This is a genomic window from Ideonella sp., from assembly GCF_041914305.1.
In the GTDB taxonomy this organism is placed as follows: domain Bacteria; phylum Pseudomonadota; class Gammaproteobacteria; order Burkholderiales; family Burkholderiaceae_C; genus Ideonella.
The window spans coordinates 107,512-129,148 of record NZ_JAYSDQ010000014.1; the positions used below are offsets into that span (position 1 = coordinate 107,512).

Consider the following 21,637-nt stretch of genomic DNA (forward strand, 5'->3'; position numbering starts at 1 on the left):
CCCACAATCGCCGCATGACCGCCGCTGCCAAGCCCGAAGCCACTACCGCCGACGCGAGCCGCGACCCGCGAATCGACGCCTACATCGAGCGCGCGGCCGAATTCGCGCAGCCGCTGTTGAGGCAGTTGCGCGACGGCGTGCACGCTGCCCACCCCGGCATCAGCGAGACGATCAAGTGGGGCATGCCGCATTTCATGTACGGTGGCCGCATCCTGGCCAACATGGCCGCGTTCAAGGCCCACGCGACCTTCGGCTTCTGGCAGGGTGAAGCGGTGGCCGCCACCGGCAAGGCCGGCGAGGCGATGGGCCAGTTCGGCCGCCTGACCGGGCCGAAAGACCTGCCCAGCGCGGCCCGGCTGAAAGCGATGGTGCGCCAGGCCACCGCGCTGATCGACGCCGGCGCGCCGCCGCGCCGCAACCGCCGCTCGGCCGAGCCCAAGCCGCCGGCGGCCGCCCCCGACTTCTTTCGCGAGGCCCTGGCGCGCCACCCGGCGGCACAGGCGACCTTCGAGGGCTTCCCGCCCAGCCAGCAGCGTGAATACATCGAGTGGCTGGCCGAGGCCAAGCAGGCGGCCACGCGCGAGCGCCGGCTGGCCCAGGCGCTGCAATGGCTGGCCGAAGGCAAGCGGCGCCACTGGAAATACGTGAATTGCTGATCGTCGCGCAATCCGGGGCGCCTGTACCCTGTCAGAGCTGACAGTGTCCGGCCGGGCCGGCGGAGCGCACACTGGCCTCGTCCGCTGTCATCGCGGCCGGCCCGGCGGCAATGTACTGCCGGGTCCGGCGGCGCCTTCTCTTGTTTTCGCTCAAGACAACCAGGCCCCGCCCCTCGGGGCGGGCTGGGTATGCCGCTTGCCCGAGCGGCCAGGCCTGTTCGGCGCTGGCATGACACGAAGCCCTATCGACACCCGATGGCCCCGGTCCCCCCCGGTTGCCCAACGGCGACCCCTCGGCGGACGCAAGATGACACCCCGCATCCATCGCCGGCCGTTGCTGCTGGCAGGCTTGGCGGCGCTCGGACTGGCCGCTTGCCAGCGCCCGGCCGAGACCGTGCGCATCGGCTTCCTCGGCGGCCTGTCCGGCAGCGTGGCCGAGCTCGGCGTCAACGGCCGCAACGGCGCGCTGCTGGCGGTGGAAACGCTCAACGCCCAGGGTGACGCGCACTACGAACTGCGGGTCGAGGACGACCAGCAAGACGACGACAAGGCCCGCGCCGCGCTGAGGGCGCTGGCGGCGCAGCAGGTGGCGTTCGTCGTCGGCCCGATGACCAGCTCGGTCGCGGTGGCGGTGTTGCCGGTGGCCGAACAGGCCCGGCTGGTGCTGATCAGCCCCACGGCCACCAGCGACGAGCTGAGCGGCCGGGCAGACCCCTTCTTTCGCGTCGCGGCGGGCGCAGCCATCGGCGCGCGTCAACTGGCCGACCTGATGCTGGCGCAGGGCCAGCAACGCGTGGCGGTGCTGATGGACCGCCGCAACCGCGCCTACGTCGAGAGCTTTGCCCAGGCGTTCGGCGAGCGGCTACGCCACGCCGGCGGCACGATCTCGGCCGAGCTGGGTTTCGACAGCAGCAGCAACGACTTCACCGCACTGGCCAGCGCGCTGCTGGCGGGCAGGCCGCAGGCCGTGCTGCTGGTGGCGGGGGTGGGCGACTCGGCGCTGGCGGCGCAGCAGCTGCGCCGCCTGCAACCCGGCATCGGCCTGGCCGTCACCCCCTGGGCGGCCAACACGCGGCTGCTGCAGCTGGGCGCCCACGCGGTCGAAGGCTGCCTGGCCTTGCAGGCGCTGGACCTGGAGAGTTCGGCCCCGGCCTACCGGCTGTTTCGCCAACGCTACCGCGAGCGTTTCGGCGACGACCCCGGCACGCCGGCGGTCCAGTCGTACGAGGCGGTGACGGTCGGCGTGGCGGCGCTGGCGCAACGCGCGCCGGGCCGCAGCCTCGGCCAGGTGCTGTCCGAGCCGGGCAAGCACTGGTCCGGCCTGTACGGCGACATCGTGCTGGACGGCTTTGGCGACGCGGCCCGCCCGCTGCATGTGGCCCGGGTGCACGACGGCCGCTTTGTCGCGCTGCGCCCATGACGCAGCGGCTGGCCCTGCGCCGGGTCTTCGCGTGGCAGTTCGCGCTGGTGGCGGCGCTGCCGCTGCTGTCGGCCACGCTGTTGTGGGGTGCGCTCGCGGTGCCCGAGGCGCTGCAGGAGGTCGAGCGCGACAACGAGCGCATCTCCACCGCGATGCGCGGGCAGCTCGAGGCGGTGCTGGCGGTGCCGCAGCGTTCGCTGCAGCTGGCCGCGCGGCTGCTGGCGTCGCCCGAGGCGGCGTTGCCGTTTCAGCGCCAGGTGCTGCAAGACACGCTGCAGGCCACGCCGGCGTTCGAAGCGGTGTACCTGACCGACGCGCAGGGCATCACCCAGGCGGCGGGCCTGAGCGCCAGCACCGGCGTGCACGCCGCCGACGTGCAGGGGCTGGACTTTTCCGCGCGGCCGTTCTTCGCCGCAGCCCGCGCACGCGCCGGCCCGGTCTGGTCGGACACCTTTCTGTCGCCGTTCTGCGGCCGGGTGACCGCGGCGCTGGCGGTGCCGGCCGGCGAGCGGATGCTGGCGGCCGACATGTCGCTGTCGGGCCTGGCGCAAGAGCTGCGGCAGTTCGCCGGCCTGCAGGACGCGGCGGTGATCGTGCTCGATGCGAAGGGCCACGTGATCGTGCACCCCGACCCCCACTTGGCCAACTGGCAAGAGAACCTGCGCGACCTGCCGCTGGTGCGCCACGCGCTCGAAGGCCCGGGCCCGGCCCGCGGCGAGATCGAACTGGCCGGCGAACGCTGGCTGGCCGACGCGGCGCCGGCACAGCCGGCGGGCTGGCTGGTGGTGGTGGCGCAGCCGCGCTCGCGCCTGCTCGCGCCGCTGTGGCGCATCGGCGCGGTAGCGGGCGTGTCGGTCGCCGCTGCGCTGGGGCTGGCAGTGCTGGCGGCGCTGCGCCTGGCGCGGCGGGTGTCCGAGCGCTACCGGCGGCTGGCCAGCGCCGCGCAGGCCATGGTCGACGGTGAATCACCCGACCCCGAGCTGGATTTCGGCAGCCAGGAAGCCCACGCGCTGTGGGAGCGGCTGCGCGCGCTGCTGGACCGGCTGCAGGAGCAGGAGCAGCGCGCCCACGACGCGCGGCGCGACCTGCAGGCGGTGCTGGACGCCGCCACCGAGGTGGCCTTCATCGCCACCGACACCCAGGGTGTGCTGCGGCTGTTCAACCGAGGCGCGGCCAAGATGCTGGGCTGGCCCGCCGAGGCTGTGCTCGGCCAGGCGGCGCTGGCGCGCTTTCACGACCCGCACGAGGTGCAGGCGCGCGCCGCCGAGCTGCGCGCCCAGCTGGGCCGCGAGGTGGCCGGCGACGAGGTGTTCGTCGCGATGGCGCGCCTGACCGGCTACGAGGTGCGCGACTGGACCTATGTGCGGCGCGACGGCTCGCGGCTGCTGGTGTCGTTGGCGGTGACCGCGGTGCGCGACACCGATGGCGTGCTGACCGGCTTTCTCTACATCGCCGCCGACCAGACCCAGCGCCAGCGGGCCGCCGAGCTGGAACTGGCGCGCGAGCGGGCCGAGGCGGCCAGCCGGACCAAGTCGGAGTTCCTGTCCCGCGTCAGCCACGAACTGCGCACGCCGCTGAACGCGATCCTCGGCTTTGCGCAGCTGATGGGGCTGCAGGGGCCGGACGCGCTGACGCCAACCCAGCGCGAGCGCGCGCTGCGCATCGAGACCGCCGGCTGGCACTTGCTCAAGCTGATCGACGATGTGCTGGACCTGTCGCGCATCGAGGCCGGCCAGGTGACGCTGGCCACCAGCGCGGTGGACCTGCGAGCCTCGATCGCCCAGGCGTTGCGGCTGGTGGCCCCGCAGGCCAGCGAGATGCAGGTGCAGCTGCATGCCCCGCCCGGTGACCACGCGCAGATGGTGTTGGCCGACCCGACGCGGCTGACCCAGGTGCTGCTGAACCTGCTGAGCAATGCGATCAAGTACAACCGCCCGGGCGGCGACGTCCACTTGATGCTGGTCGCCACCGATGGCATGGCCGGCGTGCAGGTGCAGGACAGCGGCCGCGGCATGGCCGAGGCCCAGCAGGCCCGGCTGTTCTCGCCGTTCGACCGGCTCGGGCTGGAGTCGTCGGGCATCGCCGGCACCGGCATCGGCCTGGTGATCAGCAAGCGCCTGGTGGACCTGATGGGCGGCCGGATCGAGGTGCAGAGCCGGCCCGGCGAGGGCAGCTGTTTCAGCGTGCTGCTGCCGGCCGCCCCGGGCGCAGGCGGGCCGGCCGAGGACACCGCCGCACCGGCCCGGGCGCCGCAGGCCGCCGGCGCGCAGGGCCAGGTGGTCTATGTCGAAGACAACGCGATGAACGCCGCGCTGATGCGCGACCTGTTCGCGCTGCGGCCCGACTGCCGCCTGCAGCTGTGCGACTCGATGCGGCAAGGCCAGGCGCTGATCGAGCAGCTGCGCCCGCAGCTGGTGCTGGTCGACATGCACCTGCCCGACGGCAACGGCCTGGAGCTGCTGCGCTGGCTGCGGCGCCAGCCGGTGCTGGGCGGCACGCCGGTGATCGTCGTGTCGGCCGATGCCACCCGCCGCCAGCAGGACGCCGCCCTCGAAGCCGGCGCGACCGCCTACCTGACCAAGCCGGTGAACATCGCTGAGGCGCTGCGCGTCATCGATGCAGCGCTCGGCGCCGAGCACGCACTGTGAGCCGGGCGGCGGCGGGCGGTGTCTTAACGAAGCCGAGGGCCGCTCCCGAGGTCCCCGCGCGACACGACAGGTCTGGGGGCGCTCAGTACAGCTTGGCCTCGCCCGGCGGGCGGGTCTTGAAGCGGCGGTGCACCCACAGGTACTGCGCTGGCAGCTGGGCGATCTCGCTCTCGATGAAGGCGTTGATGCGCCGGGTCGCGGTCACCTCGTCTTCCTTGCCGGGGAAGTTGGTCCACGGCGGCAGGAAGCGCACGCGGTAGCCCTGGCCACCCGGCAGCATCTCGGCGATCACCGGCTGCACCGTCATGCCCAGGCTGGCGGCCATGCGCGCCGGAGCCAGAAGCGTGGCGGCCGGCACGCCGAAGAAGGGCACGAAGGCGGCGTCGCGGGCGCCGAAGTCCATGTCCGGCAGGTTGAAGAAGACGGCGCCGCGCTTGATCGCCCGCACCAGCGGCAAGGCCTTTTCGTGGCGCGAGAAGATTTCGGCCCGGCCGAAACGCAACCGGCCGTCGCGCATGCGAGCGTCGAACACCTCGTTGCTCTGGCGCTGGTAGATCGACGCCACCCGGCGCTGCTGGAACAGCTGGGTCGCCATGCCGGCGACATCCAGCGCCATGAAGTGCGGCACCAGCCACATCACCGGCCCGGCGTGGTTGTCGGCGAAATCGACCTGGCCCTCGACATGGATCAGGCGCTTCAGCCGCTTGGCCGGCGCATACCAGATCAGCCCACGCTCGATCAGGCTGCGGCCGAGCCAGCCGAAATGCTCACGCACCAGCGCGGCGCGCTTGTCCGGCGACCAGGTCGGGAAACACAGCGCCAGGTTGCGCAGCGCGATGCGCCGGCGCCGGCGCGCGAACGTGTGCAGCAGCGCGCCCAGCCCGCGGCCGAGCGCCGCCTGCGCCCCCATCGGCAGCCAATGGATCAGCCACAACAGCCCCAGCAATGCCCGCGCACCCACGCGCCCCCACCATGCCATCGATGTTCTCCGTTCGTCAGCCGCCCGCGTCGGGCTTCAGCCGACGGGGTGATTTGTAGCGGTTGTAGCCCCACAGGTACTGCGTCGGCAGCGCGCGGATGACCCGCTCCATCGAGGCGTTGATGACCCGGGCCGACTCGACGTCGTCCTCGGCGTTGGCCGGCAGCGGCTCATCGAGCGGCGCCAGGTGGATCGTGTAGCCGGCACCGCCCGGCAGCCGCTCGCACCAGGCCAGCAAGACCGCCGCGCCGGTCTGCTGCGCCAGCCGGGCCGCCAGCGTCATCGTGTAGGCCGGCCGGCCGAAAAACGGCGCCCAGACGCCCTGGCCCAGCGGCGGCACCTGGTCTGGCAGCAGCCCGACCATCTCGCCGCGCTTCAGGGCGCGCAGCAGCAGTCGCACACCCGACAGCGACGCCGGCGCGGTGGCCATGTTGGGGCGGGCGCGGGCCGTTTCCTCCAGCTTGCGCAACAAGGCCTTGCGCGCCGGCCGATACAGCACGGTGATCGGCTTGGCGTACCGCTCGGCCGCCGCCCGGGCGGCGACCTCGAAGCTGCCCAGGTGCGGCGTCAGCAACAGCACGCCGCGGCCGGCGGCCAGCGCGTCGTCGATCAGCCCCCCGCCCTGCCAGCGCACCCGCTCGCCCAGCCGCTCGTCTGGCGGCATGAACCACAGCCAGGGCACCTCGGCCACCAGGCGGCCGGCCTCGGCGATCGATTGGCGACGCTGCGCAGCGCTCAGGCCCGCCAGTGCGGCGTTCGCCTTCAGGCGGCGGCGGTAGCTCGGCGACAGCGCCCAGGTGGCCCAGCCCAGCATCGCGCCCAGCGCATGCAACCAGGCCAGCGGCCAGCGTGACAGCCAGCGCAATATCAGCGTCATGGTGAAAGTCGGCGTCTTTTATAATCGCGGCCTGTCGCCGAGTTAAGAGGACAACTTGCGGGGCGACGCAGGCGCATTTCGTGCAGCCCGCCGGGTCATTCTTCGGAACGGCCCGCCAAATACCGCTAAAGCGTTCGCCGCCCTTGCCAGGTTGCCAAGTGGGACGACGCCAAGCCAATCGGCCCAGTCTCGAACCCGCAACCTGAAAGCAACGCAACGTGGCGAACGATTATCTCTTCACCTCCGAGTCGGTCTCGGAAGGCCATCCCGACAAGGTCGCAGACCAGATCTCCGACGCGATCCTGGACGCGATCTTCGCGCAGGACCCGCTCAGCCGCGTGGCCGCTGAAACCCTGTGCAACACCGGCCTGGTGGTGCTGGCCGGCGAAATCACGACCCAGGCCAACGTCGACTACATCCAGGTCGCCCGCGACACGATCAGGCGCATCGGCTACGACAACACCGAGTACGGCATCGACCACAAGGGTTGCGCGGTGCTGGTGGCCTACGACAAGCAGTCGAACGACATCGCCCAGGGCGTGGACCGCGCCAGCGACGACTACCTGAACATCGGCGCCGGCGACCAGGGCCTGATGTTCGGCTACGCCTGCGACGAAACGCCCGAGCTGATGCCCGCGCCGATCTACTACGCGCACCGCCTGGTCGAGCGCCAGGCCCAGTTGCGCAAGGACGGCCGCCTGCCGTTCCTGCGGCCTGACGCGAAGAGCCAGGTGACGATGCGCTACGTCGACGGCAAGCCGCACTCGATCGACACCGTGGTGCTGTCGAGCCAGCACGCGCCCGAGATGAGCCTGGGCGACAAGATGAAGCCCGAGTTCTACGAGGCCGTGATCGAGGAGATCATCAAGCCGGTGCTGCCGAAAGAGTGGCTGAAGGACACCAAGTACCTGGTCAACCCGACCGGCCGCTTCGTGGTCGGTGGCCCGCAGGGCGACTGCGGCCTGACCGGCCGCAAGATCATCGTCGACACCTACGGCGGCGCCTGCCCGCACGGCGGTGGCGCCTTCTCGGGCAAGGACCCGACCAAGGTCGACCGCTCGGCCGCCTACGCCGCCCGCTATGTGGCCAAGAACATCGTCGCCGCCGGCCTGGCCAAGCAGTGCCAGATCCAGGTCGCCTACGCGATCGGCGTGGCCCGCCCGATGAACGTCACGGTCTACACCGAAGGCACCGGCGTGATCTCGGACGAGAAGATCGCCGCGCTGGTCAACGAGCACTTCGACCTGCGCCCGAAGGGCATCATCCAGATGCTGGACCTGCTGCGCCCGATCTACTCGAAGACCGCCGCCTACGGCCACTTCGGCCGCGAGGAGCCCGAGTTCACCTGGGAAAGAACTGACAAGGTGGCTGCGCTCCGCGCAGCCGCGGGCCGCTGAAGCGGCCCCGGCGCGAAGCGCCGCTTGTCGGTTCTTCGGCGCAGGCTAACTTCGCTTCGCGAAGTTAAGGGGCCAACAGGCCCCGGCCGAAGCCAAACGAATGCACGGCAAAGCCGCTGATCAATGTCTTCAAGGGCGCCCTCGGGCGCCCTTTTTCATGCCCGCAGGTTCACGCCGCGCGCGGCTTGACCTTGCTCGCCACCAGCTTCGCCTGCCGGCGCGCCACGTCGACATCCTCGTCGTGCACCAGCGCCACGCCCATGCGGCGCTTGACGAAGCTCTCGGGTTTGCCGAACAGGCGCAGGTCCGAGTTCGGCACGGCCAGCGCCTCGGCCACGCCGTCAAACACGACCGCCTGGGCGTCGACGCCGCCGTAGATCACCGCGCTCGCACCCGGGCTCTTCAACCGTGTGTCGACCGGCAGCCCGAGGATCGCGCGGGCGTGCAGCTCGAACTCGTTTTGCCACTGCGTGGCCATCGTCACCATGCCGGTGTCGTGCGGGCGCGGGCTGACCTCGCTGAACCAGACCTCGTCGCCCTTGACGAACAGCTCGACGCCGAACAGCCCCTGCCCGCCCAGGTTGTCGGTGACGGCGGCGGCGATCTGCTGCGCGCGCGCCAGCGCCTGCGCCGACATCGGTTGCGGCTGCCAGCTTTCGACATAGTCGCCGCTGACCTGCACATGGCCGATCGGCGCGCAGAACTGGGTCTGCACCTGGCCGCCTTCACCGACGGCGCGCACCGTCAGCAAGGTGATCTCGTAGTCGAAGTCGATGAAGCCTTCGACGATCACGCGGCCATGGCTGACGCGGCCACCGGCCATCGCGTAGTCCCAGGCCTTTTGCACATCGGCCGGGCCATCGAGCTTGCTCTGGCCCTTGCCCGAGCTGCTCATCACCGGCTTGACGATGCAGGGGTAGCCGATGCCCGCATCGATCGCGGCCTGCAACTCGGCCAGCGAATCGCAGAAGCGGTAGGGGCTGGTCGGCAGCCCCAGCGTCTCGGCGGCGAGGCGGCGGATGCCTTCGCGGTCCATCGTCAGCCGCGCCGCGCGGGCGGTCGGGATCACGCGCACCACGCCTTCGGCCTCGAGCGCTTCGAGCACCGGCGTGGCAATGGCCTCGATCTCGGGCACCACCAGGTCGGGCCGCTCGGCCTCGATCAGCGCCCGCAAGGCGGCGGGGTCGCTCATCGCGATCGTGCGGGCGTGGTGGGCCACCTGCTGGCCCGGCGCGTGGTCGTAGCGGTCGACGGCCGTGGTGTCGACGCCCAGGCGCTGCAAGGCGATCAAGACCTCTTTGCCCAGCTCACCGGCGCCCAGCAGCATCACGCGCAAAGCGGCGGTCGAAAGAGGTGTTCCCAAAGGTTTCATGGCGTGCGGCGGCCCATTTGCCGACAGAAGTGATGCAAGCGGCGATTGTCGCCGTGCAGACCGCCGACGGGCCCGCCGCACGGGTGGATCCGAACCGGTTCCACATCCCCCCATAAGTGGGACATCCAGCCCCCTTCTGCTAGGGATGTGACATCCTGAATCACATTCTTACAGTGCGCCGCATGGGGTCTTCGCTGACGAACATCAGCAAAGGCAGCTGCCGACAGTCACTGGCGGCGCGGACCCATGCTCATCAGTGACACCCTCGATGTTCGATCCAACAACTCAGGAGTCCAGCATGAAGTTTGTTCGCACCTGCATTGCCATCGCCGCGATGGCCCCGATGTTCGCGATGGCCGCGATCGGTCCGGGCCAGTACAGCGTGGCTGGCATTCAGCAGATTTGCCTGACCAGCGGCGGCACGTGGTATGGCACCACCTTCTCCGGCTGGGGCGGCGCCTGGCAGATCGTCGGCAAGAACGCCCACATCTATGGCAACTACGCCGCTGGTGCCGGCAACGACTCGATGGTCTTCAAGAAGAAGGACGGTACCGGCTCCTGGACCGAATGGCGCGACGACCTGTCGTTCCAGACCGTCATCAGCCCGACGTCCATTGCCTTCGTGAAGGCGGTGTGCGATCCGCCGGCCCTGAAGGCCCAGGGCGGCAAGGCCAACCCGCAACAGTGAGCGGATTCGGGGTGGGCCCCCAGGCCTGCCCCCGCCGCCTGGCGATCCGCCGATCGCCAGCATCCTGAGAACGCCCGGCACCGCCCGGGCGTTTTTTCTGGGTCGGCCCGGCTGGCCACCTCGCTGCTCGCGGCGCTGCGGCATCATCGCGCCATGCCGCGTTCCCCGACCCTCGACGACCTGCGCCGCTACGCCGTTGCCCGCAGCCTGTTCAAGCCGACCACGCTGCCACGCGCGATCGAGCGCCTGGGCTTCGTGCAGGCCGACCCGATCCGGGCGCCGGCGCGGGCGCAAGACCTGACCCTGCGCCACCGCGTGACCGGCTACACCGCCGGCGAACTCGAACGCCGCTACCCGCGCTTGCCGATCGAGGAAGACTTCTTCGTCAACTACGGCTTCCTGCCGCGCCGCCACCTCGCGCTGATGCACCCGCGCACACCGCGCCAGGCCTGGACGCCGGCGCGCTGGAAGCAGGCCCACGAGGTGCTGGCCTTCGTGCGCGAGCACGGCGCGGTGCACCCGCGCGAGGTCGACGCGCATTTCGCGCACGGCAAGACGCGCAACTGGTTCGGCGGCTCGTCGAACGCCAGCACCCAACTGCTCGACGGCATGCACTACCGCGGCCTGCTGCGCGTGGCCCGGCGCGACGGCGGCGTGCGGGTCTACGCTGCGCGCGATGCGCACGAGCCGCCGCTCGACGAGGCCGAGGTGCAGGCCCGGATGGACGCGCTGATCGACCTGGTCGTGGCCAAGTACGCCCCCTTGCCGGCCGCCAGCCTGGGCCAGCTCGTCAGCCACCTGCGCGGCGGCGCGCCGCAGTGGGCCACCGAGCGGGCCGCGGCGCTGGCACGGGCCAAGGCCCGCCTCGTACATGCCCGGGTCGACGGTATCGACTGGTACTGGCCGGCCGGCGAAAACCCCGCCTCGCGCCGCCACCAGGCGCCCGAGCGCGTGCACCTGCTGGCGCCCTTCGACCCGGTGGTGTGGGACCGCCGCCGCTTCGAGCATTTCTGGGGCTGGGCCTACCGCTTCGAGGCCTACACGCCGGCGCCCAAACGCCAGCTGGGCTACTACGCGCTGCCGCTGCTGTGGCGCGATCAGGTGATCGGCTGGGCCAACGCCGCGGCCAGTGGCGACCGGCTCCAGCTGGACTGCGGCTACATCACCGGCCGCGCGCCGCGCGACACCGACTTCCGCCGCGCGCTGGACGAAGAACGGCAGCGCCTGGCCGAGTTCCTCGGCGTTTCGGGCTAACGCGCGGCCAGCAGGGCGTCGGCGACCTCGGCAAACCCGACGCCCCGCTCGCCCGCTGTCACGTAGGCCGGCTTAACACACAACTCGGGCCAGAAACGCGCGATGTTGGCCACGCCCACCGACAACGGCACGCGCTCGAACATCAGCTGGTCGTTGGTCGAGTCGCCAACGTAAAGCCACTCGTCGGCCACGAAGGCCCGGCCGAGCGTCTCGCGCACGGCCCACTCGGCCGCGGTCCATTTGCTGTGCGTGCCGATCCAGCCGTTGACATGGATCGAGCTGACGGTCGCCGTCAGGCCATGGGCCCGCATCACGGCCAGCACCTGGTCGATCTGCGCCGGGCCCAGGTGCGCGAACTCACTGTGGTCGACCGCGATGTCCGTCAGGCGGCCGGCGCTGTCTTGCGCCAGGCGGGTGCCGGGCACCTCGCGCAGCACCGCGGTGGCACAGGCTTGCAGGCGTTCGAAGTTGGCGGCGCGCTCGGCGGGCGCCTGCGCGAAGTCGTGTCGCAGGCTGCCATCGGCCGCGCGGCACAGCATCACCCCGCCGTTCTCGGCCACGATCGCGGCCACCGGCCAGGCCAGCGCAAAGGGTTCGCTCCAGCCGGCCGGGCGGCCGGTGATCGCGATCACCGGGACGCCGGCCTGTGACAAGCGCGCGAGTGCGGCCAGGGCGGCCGGCTCGATCGCGCCGTCACGCGTCAGCGTGTCGTCGATGTCGGTCAGCACACCGGCCACGGCAGCCAGCCGCTGCGGCGGCACCGCCGACCAGGCGGTGGCACCGGCGAGGGGGAGATCCAGCATGCGCGGCAGTGTCCCACGCGTGCTGAAATCAGCCCATGTCGACCCCACCGCACTTTGGTCGGAGCCTGCTGCCGCTGTGGGCGCTGGACCCGGCAATCACCTACCTGAACCACGGCACCGTCGGCGCCACGCCACTCGTGGTGTTGGCCGCGCAGGCCGCGCTGCGCGACGAGATCGAGCGCCAGCCGGCGCGCTTCCTGCTGCGCGAGCTGACACCGATCGGCCGGCCCGACGAGCACCCCGACCGCGCGCTGCCCGGCGGCCCACGCCAACGCCTGCGCGCGGCGGCCATGGCGGTCGCGCCCTGGCTGAGCGCGCAGGGCGACGACCTCGTCTTCGTCGACAACGCCACCGCCGGCGCCAATGCGGTGCTCGCGTCGTTCGACCTGCGGCCCGGCGACGAGGTGCTGGTGACCAACCGCACCTATGGCGCCGTGACACGCGCCGCGGCGCACCATGCGGCCCGCGCCGGCGCGCAGATCGTCACCGCCCACCTGCCCTTCCCGGTCTGCGGCGAAGCCGAGCTGGTGGGCGCCGTCCAGGCGGCGTTGACCCCACGCACCCGGCTCGCGGTGCTGGACCATGTCAGCCCCGAAACGGCGCTGGTGATGCCGCTGGCCGCGATGGCCGCCGCCTGCCGCGCCCGCGGCGTGGCGGTGCTGGCCGATGGCGCCCATGCACCGGGCGCGTTGCCGGTCGACATCCCGTCGCTGGGCGTCGACTACTACACCGCCAACCTGCACAAGTGGGCGTTCTCGCCGCGCAGCGCCGGCATCTTGTGGGCCGCCCCCGAGCGCCGCGCCGGCCTGCACCCACCGGTGATCAGCTGGGGTGCCGGCGGCGGCTGGCTGGCCGAGTTCGACTGGGTCGGCACACGCGACCCCACGCCGTTCCTGTGCGCCCCGGCCGGCTTCCAATTCATCGACGAGGCCCTCGGCGGCCGCGATGCGCTGTGGGCCCACAACCATGCGCTGGCCTGGCGCACCGCCGAGCGACTGACCACGCACTGGGGCCTGCCCTGGACCACCCCGCGTGCGATGGTCGCCAGCATGGTCACGCTGCCGCTGCCACCGGCGCTGGGTCGCGGCTTTGATGCAGCGATGGCGCTGAAGAGCTGGTTGCTGGCGCAGGCGCAGATCGAGGCGCAGATCCTGGCGATCGACGAGCGCTTGTATTGGCGCTTCTCGGCCCAGGCCTACAACGACGACGCGGACGTGGAACGCTTCACGCAGGCCCTGGCCGACTTCCCTGGCGCGGGCTAGAATTCGCGCTCGTTCCGAGGAGCGTTGCGAGGCCTCATCCACAGGCCCCAGGCTCGGAACCCCACAGGCATTCGCAGGGCCACCCCAAGAATGCCTGGCTCCCCTCGGGGGGCGGGCGCTGCTTGCGGCGACCCTGGGGCTGCAATATTGCAACGGCGCTCACCCGCACCGATGGTGTCGTGGGTGGGCTGTGTCTCCTGACCGGTTTCCGTTCACCTGCCGTTGCTGCGGGTTGACCTTTCCTGCCCGACCGGAGACCCCGACATGAACGCAGCCGTTCTGAAAACCACCCCCGACCACGCGATCGCCGACATCAAGCTCGCCGACTGGGGCCGCAAAGAGATCAAGATCGCCGAGACCGAGATGCCCGGCCTGATGGCGATCCGCGAAGAATTCGCCGCCAGCCAGCCACTGAAGGGTGCGCGCGTCACCGGCAGCCTGCACATGACGATCCAGACCGCCGTGCTGGTCGAGACGCTGCAGGCCCTCGGCGCGCAAGTGCGCTGGGCCTCGTGCAACATCTACTCGACGCAGGACCACGCCGCCGCCGCGCTGGTGGCCACCGGCACGCCGGTGTTCGCCTACAAGGGCGAGTCGCTGAAAGACTACTGGGATTACACCCACCGCATCTTCGACTTCGGCCCCGCGTTCAGCGAGGGCGAAGGCCCGAACATGATCCTGGACGATGGCGGCGACGCGACGCTGCTGATGCACCTGGGCCAACGCGCCGAGAAAGACGCGTCGCTGCTGGCCAACCCGAGCAGCGAGGAAGAGCGTGAGCTGTTCGCCGCGATCAAGGCCAAGCTGGCCGTCGACAAGAACTGGTACACCCGCAAGAGCGCGCAGATCATCGGCGTGACCGAAGAGACGACCACCGGCGTGCACCGCCTGAACGAGATGAGCGCCAAGGGCACGCTGCTGTTCCGCGCGATCAACGTCAACGACTCGGTCACCAAGAGCAAGTTCGACAACCTGTACGGTTGCCGCGAAAGCCTGGTCGACGGCATCAAGCGCGCAACCGACGTGATGATCGCCGGCAAGGTCGCCGTGGTCGCCGGCTATGGCGACGTGGGCAAGGGCTCGGCCCAGGCGCTGCGCGCGCTGTCGGCGCAAGTCTGGGTGACCGAGATCGACCCGATCAACGCGCTGCAGGCCGCGATGGAAGGCTACCGCGTCGTGACGATGGACGAGGCCTGCTCGCAGGCCGACATCTTCGTCACCGCGACCGGCAACAAGAACGTGATCACGCACGACCACATGGTCAAGATGAAGGACCAGGCGATCGTCTGCAACATCGGCCACTTCGACAACGAGATCGACATCGCGTCGCTCGACAAGTACCAGTGGGAAGAGATCAAGCCGCAGGTCGACCACGTGATCTTCCCGGACGGCAAGCGCATCATCATGCTGGCCAAGGGCCGCCTGGTGAACCTGGGTTGCGGCACCGGCCACCCGAGCTACGTGATGAGCAGCTCGTTCGCGAACCAGACCATCGCCCAGATCGAGCTGTTCACCAAGCCCGAGGCCTATGAGGTCGGCAAGGTCTACGTGCTGCCCAAGCACCTGGACGAAAAGGTCGCGCGCCTGCAGCTGAAGAAGCTCAACGCCAGGCTGACCGAGCTGAGCGAAGAGCAGGCCGCGTACATCGGCGTGAACAAGAACGGCCCGTACAAGCCCGACACCTACCGCTACTAAGCCGATGCGTGCCGACCAACTGCTCGTTGCCCAGGGCCTCGCGCCCAGCCGGTCGGCCGCCCAGCGGCTGATCGAACGCGGCGCCGTGCGCTGGCTCGGCCCCAACGGCTGGAAGGTGCCGAAGAAGGCCGGCGACGAGCTGCCCGAAGGCTGCGAGATCGAGGTCACCGACGATGCCGAGCTGCGCTGGGCCTCGCGCGGTGGCCTGAAGCTGGAGGGGGTGCTGCGCGACGCCGGCCTGACCGTGCAAGGCGCTGTCGCGCTCGATGTCGGCCAGAGCACCGGCGGCTTCACCGATGTGCTGCTCGCGGCCGGTGCGGCGCGTGTCGTCGGCGTGGACGTGGGCCGGGGCCAGTTGCACCCGCGCCTGGCGGCCGATCAGCGCGTCACCGCGCTGGAGGGCGTCAACGCGCGCTCGCTGACCCGCGAGCAGCTCGGCGAGGCCATGCCGCCCGGCGGCTTCGACCTGATCACCGGCGACCTGTCGTTCATCTCGCTGACGCTGGTGCTGCCGGCGCTGGTGGCCTTGCTGGCGCCCGGCGGCACGCTGCTGATGCTGGTCAAGCCGCAGTTCGAGCTGCAGCCGGTGGACATCGGCAAGAACGGCCTGGTGAAGAGCCCCGCCGCCTACGGCCATGTCGAAGCCAAGCTGCGCAAGGCCTGCGGCCGCATCGGCCTGGACGTGGTGGCCTGGCGCGACAGCCCCACCACCGGCGGCGACGGCAACCGCGAGTTCTTCATCGAGGCGCGCTTGGCGGCCTCCACCCCCGAACCGACCTGACCATGACCGACACCACCTCCCGCCCCGTCTCGAAGCGCGTGCCGATCAGCTTCGAGTTCTTCCCGCCCAACACCCCCGTCGGCAGCGAGAAGCTGAAGACCGTGGTGCAGGACCTGGCGGTCGTCGACCCCGAGTTCTTCAGCGTCACCTACGGCGCCGGCGGCTCGACGCGCGAGAAGACCTTGTCGACCGTGCGCGACATCGCCGCACTCGGCCACGAAGCCGCGCCGCACCTGAGCTGCGTCGGCTCGACCCGCGCCAACATCGCCGAGATCCTGGCCACCTACCGCGCCCAGGGCATCCGCCGCCTGGTCGCGCTGCGCGGCGACCTACCCAGCGGCACCGCGACGGCGGGTGAGTTCCGCTACGCCAGCGAGCTGATCGCGTTCATCCGCGAGACGCAGGGCAGCGACTGGCACATCGAGGTCGCGGCCTACCCCGAATACCACCCACAGCAGCGTTATGCCAAGCGTGACCTGCAGTTCTTCGCCGACAAGGTGCGCGCCGGTGCCAACTCGGCGATCACGCAGTTCTTCTTCAACCCCGACGCGTATTTCCACTTCGTCGACGAGGTGCGCGCGATGGGCATCACCGTGCCGATCGTGCCGGGCATCATGCCGATCCACAACTACGCGCGCATCGCCCAGTTCGCGGCGCGCGACGGCATCGAGATCCCGCGCTGGGCGGCTTTGAAGATGGAAGGTTTCCTCGACGACGCGGCCTCGATCCGCGCGTTCGGGCTGGACATCGTCACCCGGCTGTGCGAGCGGCTGATCGAAGGCGGCGCGCCGGGCATCCACTTCTACACGCTGAACCAGAGCGCGCTGACGCTCGAGGTTTGCAAGCGCCTGGGCGTCTGAGGCCGGGTTGTGGCGCCGGCGCGTCGCGCGCCGGCGAGGCTGGTTGATACAGGTCAATACTGCATTGCAACAAGGGGCTTTGCCCGGTAGCTGTTGCAGTGCAGCAATTTGACAAGAGGGCATTCCCGATGCAATGCAGCCATGGCCTACGGGTCATGAGCATTGCAACCAAGAAGGAGTGTCCCCATGAAGTGTCACCTCATCGCATTGGCCGTTGCGGCCACCCTGGCCCCGCTCGCTGCCCATGCGCAAGACCAGGGCGACTGGATCGTCCGAGCCCGCGCCGTCAGCCTGACCTCGGCCAACGACGATTCGACCGGCCTCGACTTGTCGATCAACGACAAGGTCATCCCCGAAGTCGACATCAGCTACTTCCTGTCGCCCAACTGGGCGATGGAGCTGATCCTGACCTACCCGCAACAGCACGACGTGAAGTCCGCCGGCGCCAAGATCGGCAGCTTCAAGCATTTGCCGCCGACGCTGACCGCGCAGTACCACTTCACCGGCCTGAGCGTCTGGCGCCCGTACGTCGGTCTGGGTCTGAACTACACGCACATCTCGGACGTGAGCTGGGATCCGGCCGTCGAAGCCGCGCTGCAACCGACGCTCAAGAGGGACAGTTTCGGCCTGGCCGCGCAGGTCGGCGCCGACTTCCCGCTGGGCGGTGGCTGGCTGCTGAACGTGGATGTGAAGAAGGTGCAGATCGGCACCGAGGTGTCGTCGTTCGGCGTCAAGGCCGGTGACTTCAAGGTCAACCCCTGGTTGGCCAGCATCGGCTTCGGCAAGCGTTTCTAAGCCCTGGCCTGGGGGCTGCGCCGGGCAGCCCCGGGGTTCGGTTCAGATCACCTGGCCCGGCCAGGTGCGCTGCCAGAAGACGCCTTCTTCCGTCAGCAGCGCATCCAGCGGCACATCGTGCGGCTCGCCTTCGAGCCACGGCACATAGCCATGCGCATAGCCCAGGCCGGCGGTCGCCGGCTTGGGCGTGATCGCCGCCAGCGTGCGGTCGTAGAAGCCGCCACCGTAGCCCAGGCGCACGCCGCCCGGCCCGTAGCCGACGCAGGGCACCAACAGCAGCTCGGGGTGGAACTCTTCCGTGTTCTTCGGCTTCGGGATGCCGTAGGCGTCGTCTTCCATCGGGCAGCCCGGGTACCAGACGTGGAACCGCAGCTGCTTGGTCTCGCGGTCGATCACCGGCAAGCCGATGCGGCGCTCGTCGTGGCCCTCGCTCCAGCGGTACAGCGCCGGCAGCGCGTCGAACTCGCCCTTGATCGGCCAGTACGCGCCGATCGTCTTTTCCGGCCGGCCGATCAACCAGACCTGCAGCACCTCTTGCAGGTGGGCGGCCCGCTGGTGGCGGTCGAGCAAGGCCATGCGCTCGGCCTGCAACTGCTTGCGGAGCACGGCCTTGTCGCGCGAGGGCTCCAGGTTCAGCTTGAACGGCAGCGTCATGGTCCGTGGCGGGTGCGAGACAGGGATGACGATTGTGCCGGCGCCCGGCCCGCTTGGGCCACGGGCATGCGCACGGCAATGCCTTGATTCAGAACGAATCTGCAAGGGCATGTCGATCGAATGAATCGTTATTGCTGTTTCTGCAATGGACTATTCGCCGTGGGCGTCTTGGTGCCACACCACTCGGTCCTTAGAGTCGGGTTTTCCCGGACCACTGCGTCCCTTCTGAAGACAACACCGACCCATGACCACCCGTTCCCTGGCCCCCCTCGCCCTGGCCCTGGCCGCTGCGTTCAGCGGCAGTGCCTTCGCCCAATCGTCCGTCACCGTCTATGGCCGGGTCGACCTCTCGGTCGCCCAGCAGGCCGACGCCGTCAAGAACAACGAAGTCCGCAACGGCTCCGGCAGCCGCCTGGGTTTTCGCGGCACCGAAGAGCTGGGTGACGGCCTGAAGGCCGTGTTCCAGATCGAGCACCGCTTCAACGCCGACGACGGCACCCAGACCAAGGCCGCCTTCTGGGACGGCAAGGCGATCGTCGGCCTCGAAGGCGGCTTTGGCCGCGTGTCGCTGGGCCGCGAAGACAACCCGGCCTACGCGCTGAGCCAGCTCGTCGCCGACCCGTGGGGCACCGACACCGTGGCGTCGAACAGCACGATCGTCAACGGCCGCATCGGCACGAACCGCTACAGCAACAGCGTGAACTACCGCTTCAGCGCCAACGGCTTCACCTTCGGCGCGCAGGTCGCCGAGGCCGATGGCAACACGCCGGCCAGCGGCGTTGGCGAGAAGCGCCCGTACAGCCTGGGCGGCGCCTGGGCCAGTGGCCCGATCGTGCTGGGCGTGGGCTACGAGAACCCGGCCGATGAAGACGACTACTGGGCCACGGTCAACGGCAGCTACAACTTCGGCTTCGTCAAGGTGGGCGCCTTCTTCGGCACCGGCCGCGACGGCAGCGACCAGAAGGCCCGCTCGTACCTGGTGTCGGCCACCGCGCCGATCGGCCAGGGCGAGCTGCGCGCCAGCTGGGGCGAGCTGAAGAACTCGACCACCGACGTGATCCGCGATCGCCAGTTCAGCCTGGGTTATCACTACGCCCTGTCCAAGCGCACAACGGTCTATGCTGACGTCACGCACGAAGGCCGCGACAACGTCCCCGACAACCTGAAAACCACCGGTTACGACGTGGGCATCAAGCACAACTTCTGAGCGACGATCCATCGCATCAGCGCGACAGATTTTCAGAGGTCTCGGGCGCGCCGCCGCGTGGGGACGTGGCACCAGGCGCGCTCCAGAGATGTTGGGGTCACCTTCACGGGTGACCCCTTTTTTCATGTCCGTGCTGGACTTTGAACATCGAAGGCTGGGCCGGGACTGCGAAGGTCGGCGCGAGGGCCGGGTGCCTGTGCACGGCGTGCCATGCCGCGGTCAGTTCCACAGGGTGATGGTGGTGCCCCCGCTCAGCGGGCCTCATTCGCGGTCGCCCCAACGGATATCGGGCACCACGGTGTTGATGGGCAGCCCGTGGCTCACCGCAAACAGTCGCCCGCGAGCGGGCCGCAGAGCGGGGGGGGGCCGCCATCGCCCTGCGCCACTACCGTGACAGTGGATCATGCAACCCCGCCTCTAAACTCCCCGCCATGCCCGTCAGCACCCAGACCCAGGAAACCGTGCGCTGGTGCAGTGAGCTGCTCGGCGCACTCGGCCCGGTGCGCGTCAAGCGCATGTTCGGCGGCCACGGCCTCTATGTCGACGAGGTCTTCATCGCCATCATCGTCGGCGACGACCTGTTCCTGAAGACCGACGACGAGAGCCGCCGCGCCTTCGAAGCCGCCGGCTGTCGGCCGTTCGAGTTCCAGACGGCCGACGGCAAGAAAGTGGCGATGAGTTACTGGAGCGCGCCGGCCGAGGCCATGGATTCGCCGGCGCAAATGCTGCCCTGGGCGCGGCAGGCGCTGGCTTCGGCGTTGCGCGCCAGGGCCAGCAAACCCTCGGCCAAGCCGCGCGCGCCGCGGGCCAAACCGCCGGCCGCCAAGGCCGTCAAGCTGGCCAAGAAGGCCTGAGCCGGCTCGGGCCGCCAGACCAACCACGCCGGCTCGCCGGGCTGCCAGGCTTCGGCGGTCAGCACGTCGCCGCGGCGCAGCCACAGCCGTTCGCCGGTGGTCAGCACGTGGTCGTCGAAGTCGCCGTCACGCGTCAGCCAGGCGCGGCCGGCCTGCACGGTGACCCAACCCGCATCGCTTGCCACCCAACGCCGCGCCTGCGGCAGCGCCAGGCTGCTGGGCTGTTCCAGCTGGGGCAAGGCCAAGGAAGCGAAGGAATGCGTGCTCATCATCAATCTCCGGTCGGTCGGGAACGTTTTCCCGATGGACTGCATCATGCGCGGGAGTCGGGGTTAGCACCAATGCTTTCGACGGCGTCGATTGATCAGATTACGTCATGAATAAACCAAGCGCCCGGCCCCTGTCGCTGGACTTCCTGCGCAGCTTCGAAGCCGTGGCCCGGCGGCTCAGTTTCAGCGCCGCGGCCGAAGACCTGCACCTGACCCAGCCCGCGATCAGCCGCCAGATCAAGAGCCTGGAAGAAGAGCTGGGCAGCATGCTGTTCAGCCGCGGCACGCGCCGGGTCGAGCTGACGCACGCCGGCCAGAGCCTGTTGCGGGCGGTCGAGCCGATGCTCGTGCGGCTCGACGGCACCGTGCGCCAGATCCGCATCGCCCAGGGCCGCGCGCAGATCAGCCTGTCGACCTTTCCGTCGTTCGCAACGCTGTGGCTGATGCCGCGCCTGACCGACTTCGAGCGCCGCCACCCGGGCATCGACATCCGCCTGTCGGCCACCGACCGCCTGGCCGACACCGACGACCCCGAGCTCGACCTGCTGCTGCGCCACTGCCGGCCCGAGCGCGCGCCGGCCGGCGCCGAGCGCATGTTCGGCGAGGTGTTGACGCCCGTGGTCGGCGCCCGCATGGCCGACGCGATCGCCCGCGGCGAGGTGCCCCCGCTGGCCAAGCCGGCCGACCTGGCGCAGCACGCGCTGGTCGAGGTCGAAGACAACACGCCCAGCGCGATGGCCCTGGCCTGGCCGGCGTGGTTGAGCGCGCAAGGGCTGTCGCAGCTGGCGCCGCGGCGCTGGTACAGCGTCAACTTCAACCACCAGCAGATCCAGGCCGTCGTCGCCGGCCAAGGCGTCGGGCTGGCCTGGCTGCCGATGGTGCACGACGCGCTGGCCCGCGGCGAGCTGGTCGAGCCCTTCGGCCCGGCCCTGCGGCTGCGCTCGCCCTTTGCCTACTTCATGGTCGCGCTGGACCATGCCGGCGCGCATGCCGCAGGCCGCCCGCCGCGGCCCGAATTGACCGCCCTGCTCGAGTTCGTGCGTCAGCATGCCGCCGACACACGCCGGGCGATCGGCGAAGAAGGAGCGGCGACCGATGCACCACCGGCATCACCGCGATGACGAGAAGGCATCACGCTCGGCCGGCATAACGCCTAGCATCGGGGG

19 protein-coding genes, 1 pseudogene and 1 riboswitch are annotated in these 21,637 nt (G+C 70.1%); of the genes and pseudogenes, 14 read left to right on the top strand and 6 right to left on the bottom strand.

Features of this window, described 5'->3' with window-relative positions; translation table 11 throughout:
• Positions 1 to 14 precede the first annotated feature (14 nt).
• From ACE3SG_RS18640 to ACE3SG_RS18650, 3 genes are all read left to right on the top strand, one after another.
• A complete protein-coding gene (locus ACE3SG_RS18640; RefSeq protein ID WP_374567544.1) occupies positions 15 to 656 on the top strand; it encodes a YdeI family protein in 642 nt (213 codons plus the stop codon).
• Between the two features lie 307 nt (positions 657 to 963).
• On the top strand, positions 964 to 2,076 hold the full coding sequence (locus ACE3SG_RS18645) for an ABC transporter substrate-binding protein (RefSeq protein ID WP_374567545.1): 1,113 nt from the start codon (positions 964 to 966) through the stop codon (positions 2,074 to 2,076).
• A complete protein-coding gene (locus ACE3SG_RS18650) occupies positions 2,073 to 4,724 on the top strand; it encodes an ATP-binding protein (RefSeq protein ID WP_374567548.1) in 2,652 nt (883 codons plus the stop codon). Before ACE3SG_RS18645 ends, ACE3SG_RS18650 begins: the two co-directional genes overlap by 4 nt.
• Before the next feature lie 82 nt (positions 4,725 to 4,806).
• Here ACE3SG_RS18650 and ACE3SG_RS18655 read toward each other — a convergent pair whose 3' ends face one another.
• The gene (locus tag ACE3SG_RS18655; RefSeq protein WP_374567549.1) at positions 4,807 to 5,703 is read right to left on the bottom strand and encodes a lipid A biosynthesis acyltransferase; all 897 of its coding nucleotides are present in this window, start codon (positions 5,701 to 5,703) and stop codon (positions 4,807 to 4,809) included.
• A 16-nt stretch (positions 5,704 to 5,719) separates the two neighbouring features.
• A complete protein-coding gene (locus ACE3SG_RS18660; protein ID WP_374567550.1) occupies positions 5,720 to 6,580 on the bottom strand; it encodes a lysophospholipid acyltransferase family protein in 861 nt (286 codons plus the stop codon).
• 218 nt (positions 6,581 to 6,798) lie between these two features.
• On the opposite strand from ACE3SG_RS18660, the gene metK reads away from it, so the two are divergent.
• Positions 6,799 to 7,977: a methionine adenosyltransferase gene (gene metK / locus ACE3SG_RS18665; RefSeq protein ID WP_374567551.1), complete on the top strand. Its 1,179-nt coding sequence runs from the start codon at positions 6,799 to 6,801 to the stop codon at positions 7,975 to 7,977.
• A 169-nt stretch (positions 7,978 to 8,146) separates the two neighbouring features.
• Here metK and purT read toward each other — a convergent pair whose 3' ends face one another.
• The gene (gene purT / locus ACE3SG_RS18670) at positions 8,147 to 9,349 is read right to left on the bottom strand and encodes a formate-dependent phosphoribosylglycinamide formyltransferase (RefSeq protein WP_374567553.1); all 1,203 of its coding nucleotides are present in this window, start codon (positions 9,347 to 9,349) and stop codon (positions 8,147 to 8,149) included.
• A 298-nt stretch (positions 9,350 to 9,647) separates the two neighbouring features.
• Between purT and ACE3SG_RS18675 the strand changes: the two genes are divergently transcribed.
• Together ACE3SG_RS18675 and ACE3SG_RS18680 are read left to right on the top strand one after the other, a co-directional pair.
• The gene (locus ACE3SG_RS18675; protein ID WP_374567555.1) at positions 9,648 to 10,037 is read left to right on the top strand and encodes a hypothetical protein; all 390 of its coding nucleotides are present in this window, start codon (positions 9,648 to 9,650) and stop codon (positions 10,035 to 10,037) included.
• A gap of 153 nt (positions 10,038 to 10,190) precedes the next feature.
• Positions 10,191 to 11,291, top strand: a complete 1,101-nt coding sequence (locus ACE3SG_RS18680) for a DNA glycosylase AlkZ-like family protein (protein WP_374567557.1) — start codon at positions 10,191 to 10,193, stop codon at positions 11,289 to 11,291.
• On the opposite strand, the gene ACE3SG_RS18685 is transcribed toward ACE3SG_RS18680, so the two are convergent.
• A complete protein-coding gene (locus ACE3SG_RS18685; RefSeq protein ID WP_374567558.1) occupies positions 11,288 to 12,094 on the bottom strand; it encodes an HAD-IIB family hydrolase in 807 nt (268 codons plus the stop codon). The two genes, ACE3SG_RS18680 and ACE3SG_RS18685, sit on opposite strands and share 4 nt — an antisense overlap.
• Positions 12,095 to 12,129: 35 nt before the next feature.
• Between ACE3SG_RS18685 and ACE3SG_RS18690 the strand changes: the two genes are divergently transcribed.
• The 5 genes from ACE3SG_RS18690 to ACE3SG_RS18710 all read left to right on the top strand — a co-directional run bounded on the left by ACE3SG_RS18690 (position 12,130) and on the right by ACE3SG_RS18710 (position 17,487).
• A complete protein-coding gene (locus ACE3SG_RS18690) occupies positions 12,130 to 13,356 on the top strand; it encodes an aminotransferase class V-fold PLP-dependent enzyme (protein ID WP_374567559.1) in 1,227 nt (408 codons plus the stop codon).
• Positions 13,357 to 13,366: 10 nt separating this feature from the next.
• Positions 13,367 to 13,524, top strand: a riboswitch (S-adenosyl-L-homocysteine riboswitch).
• 96 nt (positions 13,525 to 13,620) lie between these two features.
• Complete coding sequence (ahcY, locus tag ACE3SG_RS18695; RefSeq protein WP_374567561.1) at positions 13,621 to 15,051, top strand: adenosylhomocysteinase; 1,431 nt, start codon at positions 13,621 to 13,623, stop codon at positions 15,049 to 15,051.
• Positions 15,052 to 15,055: 4 nt separating this feature from the next.
• Positions 15,056 to 15,832 carry a TlyA family RNA methyltransferase gene (locus ACE3SG_RS18700; RefSeq protein ID WP_374567563.1) on the top strand — a complete coding sequence of 259 codons (777 nt, stop codon included), beginning with the start codon at positions 15,056 to 15,058 and terminating at the stop codon, positions 15,830 to 15,832.
• A 2-nt stretch (positions 15,833 to 15,834) separates the two neighbouring features.
• Positions 15,835 to 16,692 carry a methylenetetrahydrofolate reductase [NAD(P)H] gene (gene metF, locus ACE3SG_RS18705; RefSeq protein WP_374567565.1) on the top strand — a complete coding sequence of 286 codons (858 nt, stop codon included), beginning with the start codon at positions 15,835 to 15,837 and terminating at the stop codon, positions 16,690 to 16,692.
• A gap of 186 nt (positions 16,693 to 16,878) precedes the next feature.
• Positions 16,879 to 17,487 (top strand): OmpW family protein, encoded by a 609-nt coding sequence (locus ACE3SG_RS18710; RefSeq protein WP_374567568.1) that lies wholly within the window; start codon positions 16,879 to 16,881, stop codon positions 17,485 to 17,487.
• A 42-nt stretch (positions 17,488 to 17,529) separates the two neighbouring features.
• On the opposite strand, the gene ACE3SG_RS18715 is transcribed toward ACE3SG_RS18710, so the two are convergent.
• Positions 17,530 to 18,141, bottom strand: coding sequence for a 5-formyltetrahydrofolate cyclo-ligase (locus ACE3SG_RS18715; RefSeq protein ID WP_374567570.1), 612 nt, complete (start codon positions 18,139 to 18,141; stop codon positions 17,530 to 17,532).
• A gap of 244 nt (positions 18,142 to 18,385) precedes the next feature.
• On the opposite strand from ACE3SG_RS18715, the gene ACE3SG_RS18720 reads away from it, so the two are divergent.
• The gene (locus ACE3SG_RS18720; protein ID WP_374567573.1) at positions 18,386 to 19,348 is read left to right on the top strand and encodes a porin; all 963 of its coding nucleotides are present in this window, start codon (positions 18,386 to 18,388) and stop codon (positions 19,346 to 19,348) included.
• Positions 19,349 to 19,779: 431 nt separating this feature from the next.
• The gene (locus tag ACE3SG_RS18725; RefSeq protein ID WP_374567574.1) at positions 19,780 to 20,202 is read left to right on the top strand and encodes a TfoX/Sxy family protein; all 423 of its coding nucleotides are present in this window, start codon (positions 19,780 to 19,782) and stop codon (positions 20,200 to 20,202) included.
• Positions 20,203 to 20,258: 56 nt separating this feature from the next.
• Here ACE3SG_RS18725 and ACE3SG_RS18730 read toward each other — a convergent pair.
• A pseudogene (locus ACE3SG_RS18730) lies at positions 20,259 to 20,519 on the bottom strand (DUF2917 domain-containing protein); the annotation flags it as partial.
• Between the two features lie 59 nt (positions 20,520 to 20,578).
• Here ACE3SG_RS18730 and ACE3SG_RS18735 point away from each other — a divergent pair.
• Positions 20,579 to 21,592 carry a LysR family transcriptional regulator gene (locus ACE3SG_RS18735; RefSeq protein ID WP_374567576.1) on the top strand — a complete coding sequence of 338 codons (1,014 nt, stop codon included), beginning with the start codon at positions 20,579 to 20,581 and terminating at the stop codon, positions 21,590 to 21,592.
• Positions 21,593 to 21,637: the final 45 nt, after the last annotated feature.

Bases quoted from the DNA above. Each gene is read 5' to 3' on its own strand.
- ACE3SG_RS18640 (WP_374567544.1), top strand. From the start codon at position 15: ATGACCGCCGCTGCCAAGCCCGAAGCCACTACCGCCGACGCGAGCCGC.
- ACE3SG_RS18645 (WP_374567545.1), top strand. From the start codon at position 964: ATGACACCCCGCATCCATCGCCGGCCGTTGCTGCTGGCAGGCTTGGCG.
- ACE3SG_RS18650 (WP_374567548.1), top strand. From the start codon at position 2,073: ATGACGCAGCGGCTGGCCCTGCGCCGGGTCTTCGCGTGGCAGTTCGCG.
- ACE3SG_RS18655 (WP_374567549.1), bottom strand. From the start codon at position 5,703: ATGGCATGGTGGGGGCGCGTGGGTGCGCGGGCATTGCTGGGGCTGTTG.
- ACE3SG_RS18660 (WP_374567550.1), bottom strand. From the start codon at position 6,580: ATGACGCTGATATTGCGCTGGCTGTCACGCTGGCCGCTGGCCTGGTTG.
- purT (WP_374567553.1), bottom strand. From the start codon at position 9,349: ATGAAACCTTTGGGAACACCTCTTTCGACCGCCGCTTTGCGCGTGATG.
- ACE3SG_RS18675 (WP_374567555.1), top strand. From the start codon at position 9,648: ATGAAGTTTGTTCGCACCTGCATTGCCATCGCCGCGATGGCCCCGATG.
- ACE3SG_RS18680 (WP_374567557.1), top strand. From the start codon at position 10,191: ATGCCGCGTTCCCCGACCCTCGACGACCTGCGCCGCTACGCCGTTGCC.
- ACE3SG_RS18685 (WP_374567558.1), bottom strand. From the start codon at position 12,094: ATGCTGGATCTCCCCCTCGCCGGTGCCACCGCCTGGTCGGCGGTGCCG.
- ACE3SG_RS18690 (WP_374567559.1), top strand. From the start codon at position 12,130: ATGTCGACCCCACCGCACTTTGGTCGGAGCCTGCTGCCGCTGTGGGCG.
- ahcY (WP_374567561.1), top strand. From the start codon at position 13,621: ATGAACGCAGCCGTTCTGAAAACCACCCCCGACCACGCGATCGCCGAC.
- ACE3SG_RS18700 (WP_374567563.1), top strand. From the start codon at position 15,056: ATGCGTGCCGACCAACTGCTCGTTGCCCAGGGCCTCGCGCCCAGCCGG.
- metF (WP_374567565.1), top strand. From the start codon at position 15,835: ATGACCGACACCACCTCCCGCCCCGTCTCGAAGCGCGTGCCGATCAGC.
- ACE3SG_RS18710 (WP_374567568.1), top strand. From the start codon at position 16,879: ATGAAGTGTCACCTCATCGCATTGGCCGTTGCGGCCACCCTGGCCCCG.
- ACE3SG_RS18715 (WP_374567570.1), bottom strand. From the start codon at position 18,141: ATGACGCTGCCGTTCAAGCTGAACCTGGAGCCCTCGCGCGACAAGGCC.
- ACE3SG_RS18720 (WP_374567573.1), top strand. From the start codon at position 18,386: ATGACCACCCGTTCCCTGGCCCCCCTCGCCCTGGCCCTGGCCGCTGCG.
- ACE3SG_RS18725 (WP_374567574.1), top strand. From the start codon at position 19,780: ATGCCCGTCAGCACCCAGACCCAGGAAACCGTGCGCTGGTGCAGTGAG.
- ACE3SG_RS18735 (WP_374567576.1), top strand. From the start codon at position 20,579: ATGAATAAACCAAGCGCCCGGCCCCTGTCGCTGGACTTCCTGCGCAGC.